The organism is Metamycoplasma gateae (genome assembly GCF_036352135.1).
In the GTDB taxonomy this organism is placed as follows: domain Bacteria; phylum Bacillota_I; class Bacilli_A; order Mycoplasmatales; family Metamycoplasmataceae; genus Metamycoplasma; species Metamycoplasma gateae.
On sequence record NZ_CP143578.1, the window covers coordinates 311,544 to 329,486 of the forward strand.

A 17,943-nucleotide genomic window follows, 5' to 3' on the forward strand; every position below is an offset into this window, starting at 1 on the left:
TTTATTTTGATTTTTTATTTAAAAATAATTTATATAAATTATATTTAAATTTTGGATTATTAAGAATTTTTTAAAATTTTCTTTAAATACATACCAGTGTAAGAATTATCATTTTCAGCTACTTGTTCTGGAGTTCCTGTTGCAATTATCTTACCACCAAGCTTTCCACCTTCTGGACCTAAATCGATAATATAATCAGCGCATTTAATAACATCTAAATTATGCTCAATAACAATTATAGTATCGCCATTATCAACTATTCTATTTAGGACATTCAATAAATTTTGAACATCATATGGATGTAGCCCTGTTGTAGGTTCATCTAAGATATATAATGATTTGCCGGTTGGTTTTTTTTGTAAATAAGTTGCAAGTTTAACACGTTGTGCTTCACCACCCGACAATGTTGTTGCATTTTGACCTAATTTGATATATCCCAATCCAACATCTAATAAAGCTTGTAACTGTTCTCTAATTTTTGCTCTTTGAACAAAGAAACCATACGCTTGTTCAACAGTCATATTTAAAACGTCGTTAATTGATTTTCCATGATATTTTACTTCTAAAGTTTCAAAATTATATCTTTGTCCATCACAGTGATCACAAGTTACAAAAACATCTGGTAGAAAATGCATTTCAATTTTTATAACCCCATCCCCTTCACATTTATCACATCTTCCACCCGGAACATTGAATGAGAATCTTGATTTTGTATATCCTCTTATTTTTGATTCTTCAACGTTAGCAAAAATATCACGAATATCATCGAAAACTCCAGTATATGTAGCTGGATTTGAACGAGGAGTTCTGCCTATTGGACTTTGATCTATTTTTATTAATTTATCTATTTCTAAAAAACCTGATAATTTATTATTCGATTCTTCATAACTTTTTTTGTTTAAATATGAATCTAATTCCTTTACTAGTTCGTGATTTATTAATGAAGATTTACCTGAACCCGATACACCTGTAATTGCAATTAATTTTCCCAGTGGAAACTTAACATTTACATTTTTTAAGTTATTCGCAACAGCATTCTTTAATGTTAATACTTTTCCATTTCCAGATCGTCTACTGCTAGGTATTTTAATTTCCAAGGCTTTAGATAAATATTGACCTGTTATACTGTCAGGATTAGACATAATTTTTTGTATATCTCCGCTTTCAACAATCATCCCACCGTGTTCACCAGCTTTTGGGCCTATATCAACAATAAAATCAGCCTGTCTAATTGTATCTTCGTCGTGTTCTACAACTATCAATGAATTACCTATATCAACCATTTTTCTAAGTGAATTAAGAAGTTTTTCATTATCTTTTTGATGAAGTCCAATTGATGGTTCATCTAAAACATACAATACACCTGTTAGATTTGCTCCTATTTGAGTAGCTAATCTAATTCGTTGAGCTTCTCCTCCTGATAAAGTTTCAGCCTTTCTATTTAATGTTAAATATTGCAATCCAACATTTATTAAAAATTCAATACGATGTTTTAATTCAATTAATATTAAATTTGAAATTTCCTTCTCGATATTTGACATTTCAATATTATTTAATACTTCTTGTAATTCTTCAATTGATTTATTACAAATTTCATAAATATCTAAATTATTGATTTTTGTGGCTAAAGCAAATTTATTTAATCTCTTGCCTTTACATTCATCACAAGGCATATCCGAAATGTACTTTGAATAATAAACTCTTGCCTCGTTTGATGAAGTATCAATGTATTTTCTTTCTATTTTTTCACAAACACCTTCAATATGTTTAGATCTTTCATATCTATTTCCACTTTCAGAAATAATTGTGTATGAAATATCTTCAAAAGAACCAAATTTTAATATTTCAAGTTGTTCCTTTGTTAAATCATTTATTGGCAGGTCTTTATCAATATTATAAAAAGATAGTAATTTATCAAATTCTTGTCACTCCATATTAGGGGTATTCATAAAATTTTTATAAAATAAAATAGCTCCTTGGTTAATCGATAATTCCTTATTAGGACAAATTAAATCTCAAGATGCTTTTTGTAAGATTCCTAAACCTTTACATTTATAACACATCCCATTTGGTGAGTTGAATGAAAATAATCTTGGTTCAATTTTTGGCATATCAAAATCGCCGTGTTCACAGCTGTGAAAAATTGAGTATGTATTTTTGTTTCCGCCTACTACTTCAACAGATACTAAACCATTTGAATATTGTAAAGCAATTTCTATCGCTTCAGCAACACGTGATTTTATTTCAATATCATTAGACAATGTAAAACGATCTATTATTAAATCTATGGTTCATTTTTTGTTTTTATCTAATTTAATATCATTTTCAAGTTCTAATATTTCGCCATTTGCTTTAATTCTTAAAAACCCTTCTTTTTTCAATTTTGCAAGAATTGTTGCAAACGAACCTTTTTGATTATTCACAATTGGTGATAATATAAATATTTTTGAATTAGCTTTTTGATTCAAAACGTGATTGATAATATCCTTGCTTTTTTGAGCAGTAATTTCTTTTTTATGATTAGGACAAAAAGGCTTACCTATTCTCGCATATAACAATCTTAAATAATCATATATTTCAGTAACAGTTCCCACTATTGATCTTGGATTATTATGAACTGTTTTTTGTTCGATAGAAATAGCCGGACTCAATCCTTCGATACTATCAACATCAGGTTTTTTAGTCCCACCTAAAAACTGTCTTGCATAATTTGATAAACTATCAACATATCTTCTTCTTCCTTCTTCATATATGGTATTAAAAGCAAGTGAAGATTTACCCGAACCTGAAAGACCGCTAAATACAACAAATTGATTTCTAGGTATTTCCAAATTTATACTTTTAAGATTATTTTCTCTGGCATTTTTAATTACTATTTTGTTTTTCATATTAAATATAATTATATTTAATAAAATGTAAAATAACTAATTTAATTTTAATTAACTAAGATTTAAAGTATTATAAAAAATAAAAAATCTATAAGATAAACTTATAGATTAAATATTTATAATTTTTTATTAAACTAGTTGATATCATCATCATTATATTTTTTAGTATTAATTTTGTGTTCGTTTTTACCACCGTTATATTTTAGATCTTTATAAGCTTCTAAAATATCTGTTATAAACACTTCTTTTTCGCTCTCTTCTATAGGTAAGGCTTCTAACCCAGTAGCAAAATTACCATTATTCATCTCTAAAACAAAATCTTCTAAAATTTCTCTAACTCTTTCTTCACCATCTTCAATGTTCATATTTAAAAGCATTCTTGCAAATTCATATATAAATTTATTACGCATACTTAAAAATGCTTCTGAATTTTGGAATGATTGTAGATCTTCAATAGTTGTTGCATCGGCAATTTTTTTGAAAAATTCTTTTTCTTCGTCTGTAGATTTAAACGAAACATCATCTATAAGTGACCCCACCGAAGATGGTTCGATTTTTTCTTGTTGGAAAGAACTAAAATCTGCCGGGATTTCCATTTCTTCAAAACCTTGAAAAATAGTTGTTCTTCATTCATAAGGTGATCTAATTTCTAAAGGAACTGTTGAAAGCTCAGGTTTAGACATTATTCTTTCAACCAAAAATTTATCATGATATTCTGTAGTTAAATATGGTTTAGTATTTTCTAATTCAAAATATGCAAAATTGGTTTTTGATAAAATTCTAGATATTTCATATCCTTGTTTTGAATTGGCATTTAAATTTTCATACATTTTAACTTTATTTATATCAAACTTATAGTCTTTTAAATTTTTTAAAAAACTTTTATCAAATTTTTGTTTTTCTTTAAACATTGATTTATCTGTTGATTTTATTAAATTAACTTCAAATGATAAAATTGAAAAATCTGAAAGAATAATAGTTAAGTAATTTTTGGTTTGTTGATTTCCAAAGTATTTTTCGTTATTAAATAAATAATCATCATTACTTATGATTTGATTTTTTAAAAATCTAGTTTCAAGATATTGTTTTGTTTCATAATTAACATTATTTTTTTCATTAATTTCATTATTATGCAGTTCAAAATCAAAAAACGAATAATAATTGCTATCTTGTTCTCCAAATATACCCATAATAAAACCACCTAATTCTTCGAAGGTTAGATTATCAGATACAACTGTATTTAATTCTTTTTCTTTCTTAAGCTCAATAAATTTGACAAGATTAATGTTAAATTCTTTTAATATTGGTGAAGCAACATCAACGTTTTTTACTGTTAAATTGTAATTATTTCCTATTCTTTTTATTTTCATTATTTTTCTCCTTCTAAAAATTCGTGTAGCATATGTTTTCTTGCTATATTTTTTAAGCGATATAAATAATCTAATATTGCTTCTCCTAGACCATTTTGTACTACATCACTTGTAAATAATTTAGCTATCTTTAAAGGCTTTTCAGTAGAATTTGCCATCGCATATGAGTAATTTGTTAACTGCAACATTGGAATATCGTTATTACTATCACCAATTGTCATTACATCTTCTAATTTAACGTCTAAATCATTATATTCATTCTCAATTAATCACTTTATTGCTGAGCCTTTATTAATATTTTTAGCATTAATTTCAATATTGCAATGTGTTACTATGATTTCGATATCATCATTTAAAAATTCTATTTCTTTATAAATTTCATTAACTTTATTCGATATATTACATTCATTTATTGGCTGTTGTGAATATATTTCGATCTTTATTGGGTTAATTAGCTCATTACTATATTTTTTAGGAATAGTTTCCTGTTTTTCTTTACTTATAAAATGATAATTTAATATTTCATTATTTAAATTAGGTGAATCCTTTAGATAAAAATAATTATCATCATCTCAAAAAATCATTTGTAAATTAAGTCTATTAGCAACATCAATTAAGTCTTTTAGAAATTTATAATCTATATATCAACTTTTTAAATGTTGTTGTTTTTTAACATCATAGATTTGTCCGCCTGATGAACATAGTAAATATTTAACATCTAATTTTTCAGCTAATTCTAGCATTCTTTCCCGAACAGGATTACCTGTACAAATATTAAAATCAGCATCGTTTTTTATTGCAAATTGAATATCTTTTACTGTGTTTTCTTTTAGATCAAATTTTTTATATATTGTTCCATCAACATCCGAAAAAATTATCGGCTTTTTATTATTAGTTATTGAATACATTATTTCTTTAATCCTTTCTTACTTTTAAACGCGACCTTTTTTCTTTTAATTAATATCGCTATTAAAATATAAAGTAATAAACCTCCAATTGCAATCGTCGGCACAACATAACTAACTATATTTCAAACATTATTATTTTTTTTAGCATTTTCATATTCTTCATTAAAAAATCAATGACCATATAAAACTATTTTAGATTTTTCAAAATATTTAATTTTTTGAATAGTCGTACTTTCTTTTAAATGTTTTTTATTTGTTAATCATGTTCAAACTAATATAGAAGCTTCTGGCATAGGCAGTTTTTGAGATCTTAAAACTATAATCAATTTTTCATTGTCATTTTTATCTTCATTATACTTATCTAAAAGTTGATTAAATTCAGCTGATAAATATTTAGTTCTTATTTCATCATTATCAATCAAAAGTGATTCTTTTGAATTTAAATTTTCCGTTTTTTCATTTATTTCGAGTTTGCTTAAATTATCACTATCTCATTCAAAAAATGATTCATATGTAAAATCTTTATAATTTAAATTATTCTCCTCAAATTTTTTTGATAAATTAAAATCTTTTCAATCTAGCTTAATAAATTCTTGTTTTATTAAATCAATATCATTTGAGCTTTTGTCCTTTATTTTATTTGTGTCTTGACAAGAAATAGATATCATAGCTACTGGAAAAATTGGTAATGTAATCATAGACGTTAATAATAATTTATTTTTTTTATTCATAATTACATTAAATTTTATATTAATTACGGTTATTATTTTTAAATAAAAATAATATTGAGACTTTTAAAAAATAAAAAATATTATCAAACAATATAAAATTATTAATAATAAATAGAATAAATTTGGAGTTTTTATATGAATAAAGAAGCAATTATTTTAATAGTTTTTTCTTCATTAATTTTAGTGATATTACTATCTTTATTAATTTTTATAATTATTAAAAAAACAACTAAAAATAAGGATGTTTTAGCTCAAAAAGATATGTTATTAGCAGAAAATGAAAAAAACTTTTTTGCATTAAAATTAGATTTAGAAAATAAGTTAAACAAAATTAATGATGATCTAAAATACAACATTGAAATTATATTAAATAAAAAAGTTGATAATCTTAAAGAAGATTTAAATAATAAAGTAGTTAATTTAAATAAGTTTCAACAAGAAATGATAAAAGATAACTTAACCTCAATTTTAGTTAATATAAAAGAAAATAACAAAATTCAAAACGAAGACTTTAATAAATTATCATCCTTAGTTAATGAAAATATTAATAAGAAACTTGAAGATATAAGTAAAAAAAATATTGAATGATTTGAAAATATCAAAAAAAATATAGACGAACATTTTGAAGATAAACTAACAAAACAAATTAAAGAACAATTTGGAAATATTAAAAATTCAATGGATGAAATGAATAAAGGAATGATTCAATTTAGTACTATTGAAAAAAGTGTAATTGATTTAAATAAGACATTTTCAAATAGTAAAAACGTAGGAAATTTTGGTGAATTTACATTATTACAAATTTTCCAAAATCACTTTCCTACATTGGAAAATAAATTATGATTCCAGCAATATAAAATTGATCCAAAAACAGATGAAATTGTTGATTTCGTAATTAAATCAAAAATGCAGATTGATAATAAGGAACAAGAAATGATAATTCCTATTGATTGTAAGTTTCCGCTTGAAACATGAAATAATTACATCAATCAAACTGATGAAAATGCAAAAACAAATTCACTTAAATTATTGAAATATAATGTACAAAAAATGGCTAAAAGCATTAGCGAAAAATATATTAGAAAAGATAAAAAAACCACACCTTATGCACTAATGTATTTACCTTCTGAATATATATATTCAACTCTTATTAATGATTATCAATTTGTTTCAGCTCTGTTTCAAAATTACAAGATTATTTTACTAGGTCCAACTTTTGTCATGGCTTTTATATACAGTTTCTTTATTCAAAGTCAAAACTATCAAGTTTCAAAAGATATTGAAAAAATTAAAAATCTATTTATTGAAGTTCAAAGAAATTATAGTTATTTAAATAAAAACATTGTTGATGGCTGGTCTTCAATTAATGATGCAAAAGAATCTATTGAAAAAGCTTATGGTTATTCAGATAAAATAATTAATAAAATAAATAAAAATGCACAGCATTTAGGTGTAGAACAAACAAAATTAACCAATAGTTTTTTAAATAAAGAAAATAAAATTAAAAAACTTGTGGATTTAGAAAAATCAAATGAAAATGAATAAAAAATATATTGCCCAAAAGAGCAATATATCCCAAAGAGAAAGTTCAAGTGCAACACAATGCCTTGGGCTTTTTTTATTATACATTTTATTTTTTTAAAATTAATAAATCAAAAAAAAGTAAATAGAAAATATTCATTTTTTCAAATGAAGATAAGCATAATTTTATTATGTTAATTTTTGTTAATAATAATTATTTAATATATTCTAAATAGGTTTGTAATGGTGTCTTCCAATTTAATATTTCCCGCGTCATATTATTTATTTGGTTAACAACTGAGTCAAGTTTTTCTTGAGTTATAGTATTAAAGTTAAAACCTTTTTTGAATTCTCTTCTCAAAATTCCATTTCAATGTTCATTTGAGCCTCTTTGAAAAGATGCATAAGGTTCAGCTCTATAAATCTTTATATTTAATCATCTGGCTAAAATACCTATTTTTTCAAATTCAATACCATTGTCTACTGTTATTGTTTTTACTTCTAATTCATTATCTCTTATAATCTTTTTTAACTCTGAATTAATTATATTTGGTGATTTGCTTTGTATTATTTTTGCAAACCCTATTCTTGTTTTTCTTTCAGTTAAAGTTAAAACATTATTATATCCATTGGCTCTCTTTCCTAAAACTAGATCTGCTTCTCAGTGTCCAAATTCAAGTCTTAAATCTATAGATTTAGGTCTAGTTCATATTGGAAAAACATAATCAGCAGATTTTACAAGCCGTTTTATTACGGATGCTGTTCTTTTACCACCTTTTTTATAATATTGTCTTAATTTATCGTACTTTTTTATAACTCAATTATTAGTGTTTATTCAATTAAAAACCGTTCTTAAAGAAGGACAACAGTGTTTTGTGCTAGTTTTTATAAAATTATATGTTGACTTTATACCAAAAAACTTTTTGTCATATTTTTGTAAAAAAGCGTTAGAAAAATTTTTGAATTTTTGGTTATCCACGAATTTAAAATAATACTTATGTCTTGATCTTTCTCTTGTTTTTAAACTAGCGTGTTTAAATTCATAAGTTCCAAAACTATTTGTATTCCTCTTTATTTCTCTACTTAGGGTCGAAACACTTCGCTCGATTAATCTCGAAATCCTACGAAGAGAATAATTTAACTTTAAATAATTTTCAATAATTATTCTTTCATTATCTGTTAAATGGTTATATTTTTTTATTGTATAATTCATATGAGTTCCGTTCCGTTCCAATGGAACTTTTTCTTTTTTAATTAATATAAAAAATTCAAGTTCCACATCTAAATTTTACTTTAAACGTGTTGCACTTGAATTTTCAATTTAGGATATATTGCCCAAAAGAGCAATATATTTTTTTGTTTTGAAACTATTTTGTAATTTTTGTTACAGTTCCAGCCCCAACAGTTCTACCGCCTTCACGGATTGAGAATCTTGTTCCTTCTTCAACGGCGATAGGAGCGATTAATGTAACTTTTAATTCTACTGTGTCACCAGGCATAACCATTTCACGTTGTCCGATGAATGAAATACCACCTGTAACGTCTGTTGTACGGAAGTAGAATTGTGGTTTATAGTTTTGGAAGAATGGTGTATGACGTCCACCTTCTTCTTTTTTAAGAACATAAACTGTAGCTTCAAATTCAGTGTGAGGAACGATTGTTTTAGGTTTTGCTAAAACTTGACCACGTTCGATTTCTGATCTATCAACACCACGTAATAATAAACCAGCATTATCACCAGCTTGAGCTTCTTTTAAGTTCTTTCTGAACATTTCAATACCAGTAACAACTGTTTTCTTTGTTGGTTTTAGTCCAACGATTTCAACTTCTTCGTTTAGTGTTAGAACACCACGTTCAACTCTACCTGTTGCAACTGTTCCACGTCCTGTAATTGTGAAAACGTCTTCGATAGCCATTAAGAATGGTTTTTCTGTTTCACGTTTTGGTTCTTCGATGTATGAGTCAACAGCTTCCATTAATTCCATAATTTTTTCTTCATAAACTGGATCACCTTGTAAAGCTTTTAAAGCTGAACCAGCGATAACTGGAGTGTTGTCACCATCGAATTTGTATTCGTTTAGTAAATCACGGATATCCATTTCTACTAAACCAATCATTTCTTCTCTTTCGTCATCCTTAAACATATCAATTTTGTTCAAGAAAACAACGATCTTAGGAACACCAACTTGTTTTGCAAGAAGAATGTGTTCACGTGTTTGAGGCATAGGACCATCTGTAGCAGCAACTACTAAGATAGCACCATCCATTTGTGCAGCACCTGTAATCATGTTTTTAACATAGTCAGCGTGACCTGGACAGTCAACGTGTGCATAGTGACGTTTTTCTGTTTGGTATTCGATGTGTGAAGTATTAATTGTAATACCACGAGCTTTTTCTTCAGGAGCATTATCGATAGAAGCATAGTCTCTAGCTTCTGATAAACCTTTTTTAGATAAAACTGTAGCGATTGCTGCTGTTAATGTTGTTTTACCATGGTCAACGTGTCCAATTGTACCAACGTTAACGTGAGCTTTTGAACGGTCAAAATCTACTTTTGCCATTTTTATTCCTTTCTTTATAATATATTTTTAATATTTAAGATTTGAAAATCTTGATTAAACGCGTTTAACCACCTAAGCATAGCCTTTCATCTATGTCCTGTCCAATATTATGCGTTTAATATAAAATAAGCAATAAAAATTATTTTAACAAAAATATAATTTTTATCCTCAATATTTTACCAAATAACAAGTGTTTAAAATATATTTTAAAATTTAAAAATATTAATTTTACTTAGTGTCTTTAAAAATTCTTCCTAAAATTGATTGTAAATTTTCAATTGGAACGGCTTGAAGAGTTCCGTTTTCTGCCAATGTAATCCCACCGTTTTCTTCACTAACAATTAATGTTGATGAATCTGACATTTCAGAAATCCCAAGAGATGCTCTATGTCTTGCACCGTATTTATTATCAATTGATTTTTTTGTAATCTTATAGAATGTAGCAGCATAGTAAATCTTGTTATTTCTAATTACTACCGCACCATCATGTAGCGGACTATGTTTATTAAAAATCGAGATTAAAAGCGAAGATGAAATATTTGCATCAAGAATAATTCCATCAGTTCTTAAAAGATCTAAATTGTTATTATTTTCAATAGTAATAATAGCACCTGTTTTTGTTTTTGATAACGCTTCTAAAGCTTCTTTTAATTGATAAATTATTCTTATTTTAGTTGAACTTCCTAATGATTTTTTAATTGTTTTATTCTTCTTGATTGCGTTTATAACTACAATGACATAGTTGATTAAAATCGCCAAAGCAATTATTACAACAATTCCCAAAATAATATAAATAGCTGTATTCATAAATAATTTCCTTATCTAAATAATAATTGAATTAAGTAATTTTTCCAGTAAGGGCCAAAATAATTGTTAATAATATTATTTGTATTAAAACAAAAACAATAATTAAAATAATTCTTTTACTCTTAGAAATTGGTTTAGTAGTTTCAGCAAGAGGTGATTCAGATCATTTTTCAAACTCTTTATAATTTTGGTATTTAGCTCTTAATTGCTTTTGTCTCTTCTTTGTTTTATCAATTAGATCTTTATTTCTTTCGTCCATTATTTTCATAAACCTTATTTTTTGGAAGAATGAAAAAACATCCATTTCTGAATAATTTTTATAAAACTTAGCGTTTTTTTTGTATGCTTGGAATTCAGTTATAACTTTTGAAATACTGTCACTTTCTGGGTCATACTTTAATGTTCTTGTATCTTTTTGCTTTTGTGCGTTTAAAATTTTTGACATGCTATTTAAACTCCTTAATCCAACATAATGTAAAATAGAATGCAGATTTTATTAAATTAGAATAATTTTAATTATAATTTATAATTATTTTTAATTAACATTAAATTTTATATTAAATTAGGAGATAAGATGAAAAAAACAATAAGAGACATTGAATTAAAGAACAAAAAAGTCATTCTAAGAGTTGATTTTAATGTTCCAATATCAAATGGTGTTGTGATGGATACCAAAAGAATTGATGCAGCAATTCCAACAATTAAATATATTTTAGAAAATGGTGCTTCTTTAATTATTATTTCTCACTTAGGAAGAATTAAAAGCGAAGAAGACAAAGCTACTAAATCATTAAAAGTTGTCGCCGAAAAATTCTCACAAATTTTAGGTAAGGAAGTTAAATTTATTCCACATACAAGAGGCAAAGAAGTCGAAGAAGCTGCGAGAAACTTAAAAGATGGGGAAATAATATTTTTAGAAAATACACGTTTTGAAGATTTAAACGATAAAGCTGAATCAGGTAATAGCGAAGAATTATCACAATACTGAGCAAATTTAGCTGATGTATATGTTAATGACGCTTTTGGAGCTTCTCATAGAGCTCATGCTTCAACGGCCGGTATTGCAAAATATGCTAAAGAATCTGCACTTGGTTTCTTAATGAATGACGAAGTTAGTCATTTAGAAAAAATACTTGACGGTTTTGAAAGACCTTTTGTTGCAATTGTTGGTGGTGCAAAAGTTAGTGACAAAATTAAAGTTTTAGAAAAACTATTTCACGTTGCAGATAAAGTATTGGTTGTTGGCGGAATGGCTTATACTTTCCAAAAAGCATTAGGACACAAAATTGGAACATCAATTTGCGAAGATGATAGAGTAGAAATGGCAAAACAATATCTAGAACAATATAAAGATAAAATTGTTTTACCAATCGATAATGCTTATACTGATGAATTTGCTGATAAAACACCTTTATTCACATCAAAAGATAATATTGATATTCCTGATGGATATATGGGGCTTGATGTTGGAACTCAATCAGTAGAATTATTTAACGAAGTTATTTCTTCAGCAAAAACAATTTTCTGAAATGGTCCTGCCGGAGTTACAGAATTTAAAAATTTTGAAAACGGAACAAAAGGAATAGCTATTGCTATTGCAAATAATCAAGACGCTTATTCAGTAGTTGGTGGTGGTGATTCAGTAACTGCAATTAATAAATTAGGATATCAATCTAAATTTAGTTTCATTTCAACCGGTGGCGGTGCTTCTATTGAATTTATTCAAGGTAATAAAATGCCAGGTTTTGAAGCGATCCAAGATAAATAATTTAATATAAAATTAAATTAAATTAAGTGTATGTAAAAAACTTGCTTTTGTGTAGCAAGTTCCCAAAGAGAAAGTTCAAGTGCAACACAATGCCTTGGGCTTTTTTTATTATACATTTTATTTTTTTAAAATTAATAAATCAAAAAAAGTAAATAGAAAATATTCATTTTTTCAAATGAAGATAAGCATAATTTTATTATGTTAATTTTTGTTAATAATAATTATTTAATATATTCTAAATAGGTTTGTAATGGTGTCTTCCAATTTAATATTTCCCGCGTCATATTATTTATTTGGTTAACAACTGAGTCAAGTTTTTCTTGAGTTATAGTATTAAAGTTAAAACCTTTTTTGAATTCTCTTCTCAAAATTCCATTTCAATGTTCATTTGAGCCTCTTTGAAAAGATGCATAAGGTTCAGCTCTATAAATCTTTATATTTAATCATCTGGCTAAAATACCTATTTTTTCAAATTCAATACCATTGTCTACTGTTATTGTTTTTACTTCTAATTCATTATCTCTTATAATCTTTTTTAACTCTGAATTAATTATATTTGGTGATTTGCTTTGTATTATTTTTGCAAACCCTATTCTTGTTTTTCTTTCAGTTAAAGTTAAAACATTATTATATCCATTGGCTCTTTTTCCTAAAACTAGATCTGCTTCTCAGTGTCCCAATTCAAGTCTTAAATCTATAGATTTGGGTCTAGTTCATATTGGAAAAACATAATCAGCAGATTTTACAAGCCGTTTTATTACGGATGCTGTTCTTTTACCACCTTTTTTATAATATTGTCTTAATTTATCGTACTTTTTTATAACTCAATTATTAGTGTTTATTCAATTAAAAACCGTTCTTAAAGAAGGACAACAGTGTTCTGTGCTAGTTTTTATAAAATTATATGTTGACTTTATACCAAAAAACTTTTTGTCATATTTTTGTAAAAAAGCGTTAGAAAAATTTTTGAATTTTTGGTTATCCACGAATTTAAAATAATACTTATGTCTTGATCTTTCTCTTGTTTTTAAACTAGCGTGTTTAAATTCATAAGTTCCGAAACTATTTGTATTCCTCTTTATTTCTCTACTTAGGGTCGAAACACTTCGCTCGATTAATCTCGAAATCCTACGAAGAGAATAATTTAACTTTAAATAATTTTCAATAATTATTCTTTCATTATCTGTTAAATGGTTATATTTTTTTATTGTATAATTCATATGAGTTCCGTTCCGTTCCAATGGAACTTTTTCTTTTTAATTAATATAAAAAATTCAAGTTCCACATCTAAATTTTACTTTAAACGTGTTGCACTTGAATTTTCAATTTAGGAACTTGCTTTTGTGTAGCAAGTTTTTTTAAATTAATTTTGGCTGTCTATTTCTTGTTTTTCAGTTTCTGCTTCATTAATATCGTTTTCGAATGCTGAATTAATTTGATTTTGTAAAGTTTGTAAATAATCTAATCTATAAATATCAATGTTTTCAAATTGTATGTATTCTTTTTGATTTTTTTCATATTTAGCCTTATATGAAGAAATTTTTTGATCTAGTTTGATTTTAATATTTTGATATTTCTCTTCATTTAAGTCATTAGATAATTTATCTGCTCTTTTAATTAATTCATCGTGTTTTTCAACCGATTCTTTATCAAATGAGAAAATTCAACTTTTATCTTCTATTTCGAGTTCAACTTGTGAAAACGAATAGAAGAAGGCGTCAAAAAATGATTTTAGTTGTTTTTCGTCTAGGTTAATAGATAATTTAGAATCAATAAATTCTTCTGGATTATCAATAATTTTTTTAGCATATTCATATCTTTTTTTTGCAGTTTCTGATAAGTATTTATTTTTATAGACATCATTTGTCTCAATTTCTTCAAAAAAAGCTTCAACTCCTGGCTGAACATAATTTTTAATGACAGATTTAATTGTATCAATATATAACTGTCTTCATTTAGATAATGATAAAGAAATTATTTCTTTAATTTTTTCATTTGCTTCTGAATAAACTTGATCAGCATTTTCTTCTGTTTTTTGTTGTACTTTTTGTTCTTGTTCTTGTTTAACTTTTTGCATTTCTTTTACTATTTTTTTATAATTTTGTCTAATTTTGCCATAATTAACTACATCTTGTGTCTTATCAAATCTTGCAATTAGCTTATTAATTTCAGCTAAGCTATTATTATATTCAGCTTCAGGTGTGATTTCTGTATCAGAAATTTCTTCTTGATCCTTTTGTTCCTTATCATTTTTAGCTTTTTCTAATGCTTCACTTAATTTTTGGATTTTTTCATTATAGAAATTAATACTTTCACTAATATTAGATGAATTATGTGAACTAACTTCAGTTTTTATATCATTTAATACTTTGTTTAATTCTTCTTTAATTGATTCGTATTTTTCATATGCTAAATCATTATCTAAATAATTTTGAACTTCTAAAGCCTTGCTATTATATTCTTCTTTTTTAGCTTCTAGATTATCTAATTCTTGTTTTTTATTTTTAAAATTATTTAAATCTTCTCTTAATTTAGGTTGTTCAGTAAGATCTCAAGATAAATCATCCATTTCTAAATATTGATTAACTTTATCAGTTGAATATTTAGTATCTAAATTATCTTTTACCTCTTGAATTAAATCTGCATAATAATCTTTATTCAAACTTTCTAAAAGTGATAAGAATTCTTCTTTTTGTGCTTTTGTTGAGTTAATTTTATTTAATTTATTATTGATTTTTTCCAATTTAGATTTAATATCAGCTAAAATCTCATCTAATTTATTAACAGCATTACTGAATAAAGAAACTGATTTTGTTTCCTCATTTTCAACATTGGTTTTTACATTGTTTGTTTCTAATGTTAATAAATCTTTTAATTCTTTAATTTTCTCAAGTTCTTCATTAGATAAGTTAGTATTACTATATTGATCGATTTCTAAAAGTTTATTTTCATAAGCCTCTTTTGAAGCGTTCAAATTAGCTATACTATCATCCATTTCAGCCTTATCTGCTAATGCTTTGTCAATTGCTTTTTGCAATAATTTGATTGCATTTGCATAATCAGCTTCATTACTTGATTCATTTATATTAGCAGTAACATTATTTCTTGAATTTTGTAATTCATCTTTAATGCTTTGATATTTTTCATCATTTAATTCATTTTCTAGCAATGAGTTTAATTCATTTAGTTTATCTAAATATTTTTGTTTATTTAAAATATTTAGATCTTTTGCTTCATATGAAGTATTATTAGATTTTTTAGAAAACAAAGTAGCAACCGTTATTGTTAAAGCGGTTGTAGCTATAGCATTTGAAATGCCTAATCACATTAATAATTTTTTTGATCTTTTCATAAATTTTCCTATTTTTTTAGTTGGTTATAATTTTTTAAATATATTATAAATGAAAAAAAAAAAAAAAACAGTCTAAAAATATGGTATTGATAGGAATTAATTGCTGGGTTTTTACTCTTATTTAAACAAAATATTTACTGATATTTTTTTATTTTATTTGATGCCAAACAATTCTTGCATTAGATCGCTTGGGATTTTTTTGTACTTATAAATTAAAAAATAATATTTAAATTTTAATTTAAAGTATTTTTTAAATCTCTTTTTTTGTAATTTTATAAATTTAAGATAATCTTATTCATTAAAGCCTAAAATAATATAAACCTATCATTTTCTATTTTAAAAAATAATCTAGATTTAAGGTTATTTTTTCACTAAATAATATACAAATATAAAACTATAATTATTTTGTTAAAATTTAACATATGAAAAATATAAAACTATCCTTGAAAGAAACGCAATTTGCTATTGAAAAATTAAAAGATATATTCTCAAATCAACTAAGAAAAAGATTAAATTTAACTAGAGTTTCTGCTCCGTTGTTTTTAAGTACAACTAGTGGACTTAACGATGGTCTATCCGGAGAGCAAGCAGTAACCTTTAGACCAAAAAATATAAATGAAGATTTAGAAATCGTTCATTCGTTAGCAAAATGAAAAAGGGATGCGTTATCCCGTTATAATTTTTCATTATATGAAGGTATATATACTGATATGAATGCTATTAGACAACAAGAAGATATCGACTTAACTCATTCTTTTTATGTAGATCAATGAGATTGAGAATTAATAATATCTAAAGATGATAGAAATATTTCTTTTTTAAAATCAGTTGTAAAAAAAATATACAAATGTTTAAAAAATACAGAAAAAACCATAAACAGAATTTATAGTTCATTAAAAAATAAACTTCCAAAAAATATTACATTTATAAGTTCAAAAGAACTTTATAAAACCTTTCCAAATCTTAATCCAGAACAAAGAGAACTTGAAATTGTTAAAAAATATAAAGCTGTTTTTATTTACCAAATTGGAAACGAACTGCCTGATGGTATACCTCATTCAAAAAGAGCAAAAGATTATGATGATTGAAATTTAAATGGTGATATTGTGGTTTATGACGAAATAAACGACATTGCTTTGGAATTAAGTAGCATGGGAATAAGAGTGGATAATATTTCTTTAGAAAAACAATACAACCTCAAAAAAGAAGAAATAGAAAAAATTAGCCCATATCATAAAAATATAATTAATGATAAATTACCACTAACTATCGGTGGCGGAATTGGACAATCTAGAATCGCAATGTTTTTATTAGAAAAAAATCATATCGGTGAGGTTCAAGTAAGTGTATGAGATGAGAAAACAAAAAATAAAGCTATTGATAATAAAATTATCTTATTATAAAATTTATTTAAATGACAAAGAAAAAAGTAGCATAACATTGTGTTAAACTTTTTTCTTTTTTTAAGATTAAGCTGTAATAAAATAATAAAATTAAAGTTAAAATATGTCAAGATTTTAGTAAAAAATATGTTAATCGATTTTATAAATTTTATAATTAACAGGTTAAATAAAACATTTTTCTAAAATGTTAAATATATAAATAGGTTAATCATATTAAAGAAAACGATATAGCTTTATCTGTAATTAATAAAATAATATAAACCTTCTTAAATATTTATATTATCAGTTAATAATGATTGGGACTTAGTAGTATAAGATCTTAAAACTGACAAGTCATTTAAAAGCAATAATAAAATTATTAACCACTCTGATTACTAATTTAATTTATTTTTAATGTATATAGATAATGTTAAAACTCGGTACTAGAATTTCACTTTTACAATTATAAATTTTCTAGCTAATAGAGAAGTTAAATACTTATGTTTTACTATAAAAACTGAATGTTTTAATAATTTAGACTACAGTCAAACAATGTTTTAAATTTAAATAAAAAAATCTTCACATCTTTATTGTTGTGAAGATAAATAATAATTAAACTATTATTTTTTTAGTAGTTTATTTGGGGTTAATATAA

Annotated in this window: 13 protein-coding genes; 3 read left to right on the plus strand and 10 right to left on the minus strand. The window is 25.2% G+C overall.

Annotated elements, in window-relative coordinates:
* Positions 1-59 precede the first annotated feature (59 nt).
* The 4 genes from uvrA to V2E26_RS01510 all read right to left on the minus strand — a co-directional run bounded on the left by uvrA (position 60) and on the right by V2E26_RS01510 (position 5,897).
* The gene (gene uvrA, locus V2E26_RS01495) at positions 60-2,888 is read right to left on the minus strand and encodes an excinuclease ABC subunit UvrA (protein ID WP_330463678.1); all 2,829 of its coding nucleotides are present in this window, start codon (positions 2,886-2,888) and stop codon (positions 60-62) included.
* A 134-nt stretch (positions 2,889-3,022) separates the two neighbouring features.
* Positions 3,023-4,258, minus strand: coding sequence for a hypothetical protein (locus V2E26_RS01500; protein WP_330463679.1), 1,236 nt, complete (start codon positions 4,256-4,258; stop codon positions 3,023-3,025).
* Complete coding sequence (locus V2E26_RS01505; protein ID WP_330463680.1) at positions 4,258-5,166, minus strand: HAD-IIB family hydrolase; 909 nt, start codon at positions 5,164-5,166, stop codon at positions 4,258-4,260. Before V2E26_RS01505 ends, V2E26_RS01500 begins: the two co-directional genes overlap by 1 nt.
* Positions 5,166-5,897: a hypothetical protein gene (locus tag V2E26_RS01510; RefSeq protein ID WP_330463681.1), complete on the minus strand. Its 732-nt coding sequence runs from the start codon at positions 5,895-5,897 to the stop codon at positions 5,166-5,168. Before V2E26_RS01510 ends, V2E26_RS01505 begins: the two co-directional genes overlap by 1 nt.
* A gap of 135 nt (positions 5,898-6,032) precedes the next feature.
* Between V2E26_RS01510 and rmuC the strand changes: the two genes are divergently transcribed.
* Positions 6,033-7,442, plus strand: a complete 1,410-nt coding sequence (rmuC, locus tag V2E26_RS01515; protein WP_330463682.1) for a DNA recombination protein RmuC — start codon at positions 6,033-6,035, stop codon at positions 7,440-7,442.
* Between the two features lie 190 nt (positions 7,443-7,632).
* Here rmuC and V2E26_RS01520 read toward each other — a convergent pair whose 3' ends face one another.
* The 4 genes from V2E26_RS01520 to V2E26_RS01535 all read right to left on the minus strand — a co-directional run bounded on the left by V2E26_RS01520 (position 7,633) and on the right by V2E26_RS01535 (position 11,231).
* Positions 7,633-8,631 (minus strand): IS30 family transposase, encoded by a 999-nt coding sequence (locus V2E26_RS01520; RefSeq protein WP_330463266.1) that lies wholly within the window; start codon positions 8,629-8,631, stop codon positions 7,633-7,635.
* Between the two features lie 154 nt (positions 8,632-8,785).
* Positions 8,786-9,979 carry an elongation factor Tu gene (tuf, locus tag V2E26_RS01525; RefSeq protein ID WP_330463683.1) on the minus strand — a complete coding sequence of 398 codons (1,194 nt, stop codon included), beginning with the start codon at positions 9,977-9,979 and terminating at the stop codon, positions 8,786-8,788.
* A 228-nt stretch (positions 9,980-10,207) separates the two neighbouring features.
* Positions 10,208-10,786 carry a diadenylate cyclase gene (locus V2E26_RS01530; RefSeq protein WP_330463684.1) on the minus strand — a complete coding sequence of 193 codons (579 nt, stop codon included), beginning with the start codon at positions 10,784-10,786 and terminating at the stop codon, positions 10,208-10,210.
* Between the two features lie 31 nt (positions 10,787-10,817).
* On the minus strand, positions 10,818-11,231 hold the full coding sequence (locus V2E26_RS01535) for a hypothetical protein (protein WP_330463685.1): 414 nt from the start codon (positions 11,229-11,231) through the stop codon (positions 10,818-10,820).
* A gap of 129 nt (positions 11,232-11,360) precedes the next feature.
* Between V2E26_RS01535 and V2E26_RS01540 the strand changes: the two genes are divergently transcribed.
* Positions 11,361-12,554, plus strand: a complete 1,194-nt coding sequence (locus V2E26_RS01540; protein ID WP_330463686.1) for a phosphoglycerate kinase — start codon at positions 11,361-11,363, stop codon at positions 12,552-12,554.
* A gap of 221 nt (positions 12,555-12,775) precedes the next feature.
* On the opposite strand, the gene V2E26_RS01545 is transcribed toward V2E26_RS01540, so the two are convergent.
* Both V2E26_RS01545 and V2E26_RS01550 read right to left on the minus strand, forming a co-directional pair.
* Positions 12,776-13,774 (minus strand): IS30 family transposase, encoded by a 999-nt coding sequence (locus V2E26_RS01545; protein WP_330463687.1) that lies wholly within the window; start codon positions 13,772-13,774, stop codon positions 12,776-12,778.
* A gap of 143 nt (positions 13,775-13,917) precedes the next feature.
* The gene (locus V2E26_RS01550) at positions 13,918-15,906 is read right to left on the minus strand and encodes a V-type ATP synthase subunit I domain-containing protein (RefSeq protein ID WP_330463688.1); all 1,989 of its coding nucleotides are present in this window, start codon (positions 15,904-15,906) and stop codon (positions 13,918-13,920) included.
* Between the two features lie 422 nt (positions 15,907-16,328).
* On the opposite strand from V2E26_RS01550, the gene asnA reads away from it, so the two are divergent.
* Positions 16,329-17,309, plus strand: a complete 981-nt coding sequence (asnA, locus tag V2E26_RS01555) for an aspartate--ammonia ligase (protein WP_330463689.1) — start codon at positions 16,329-16,331, stop codon at positions 17,307-17,309.
* Positions 17,310-17,943: the final 634 nt, after the last annotated feature.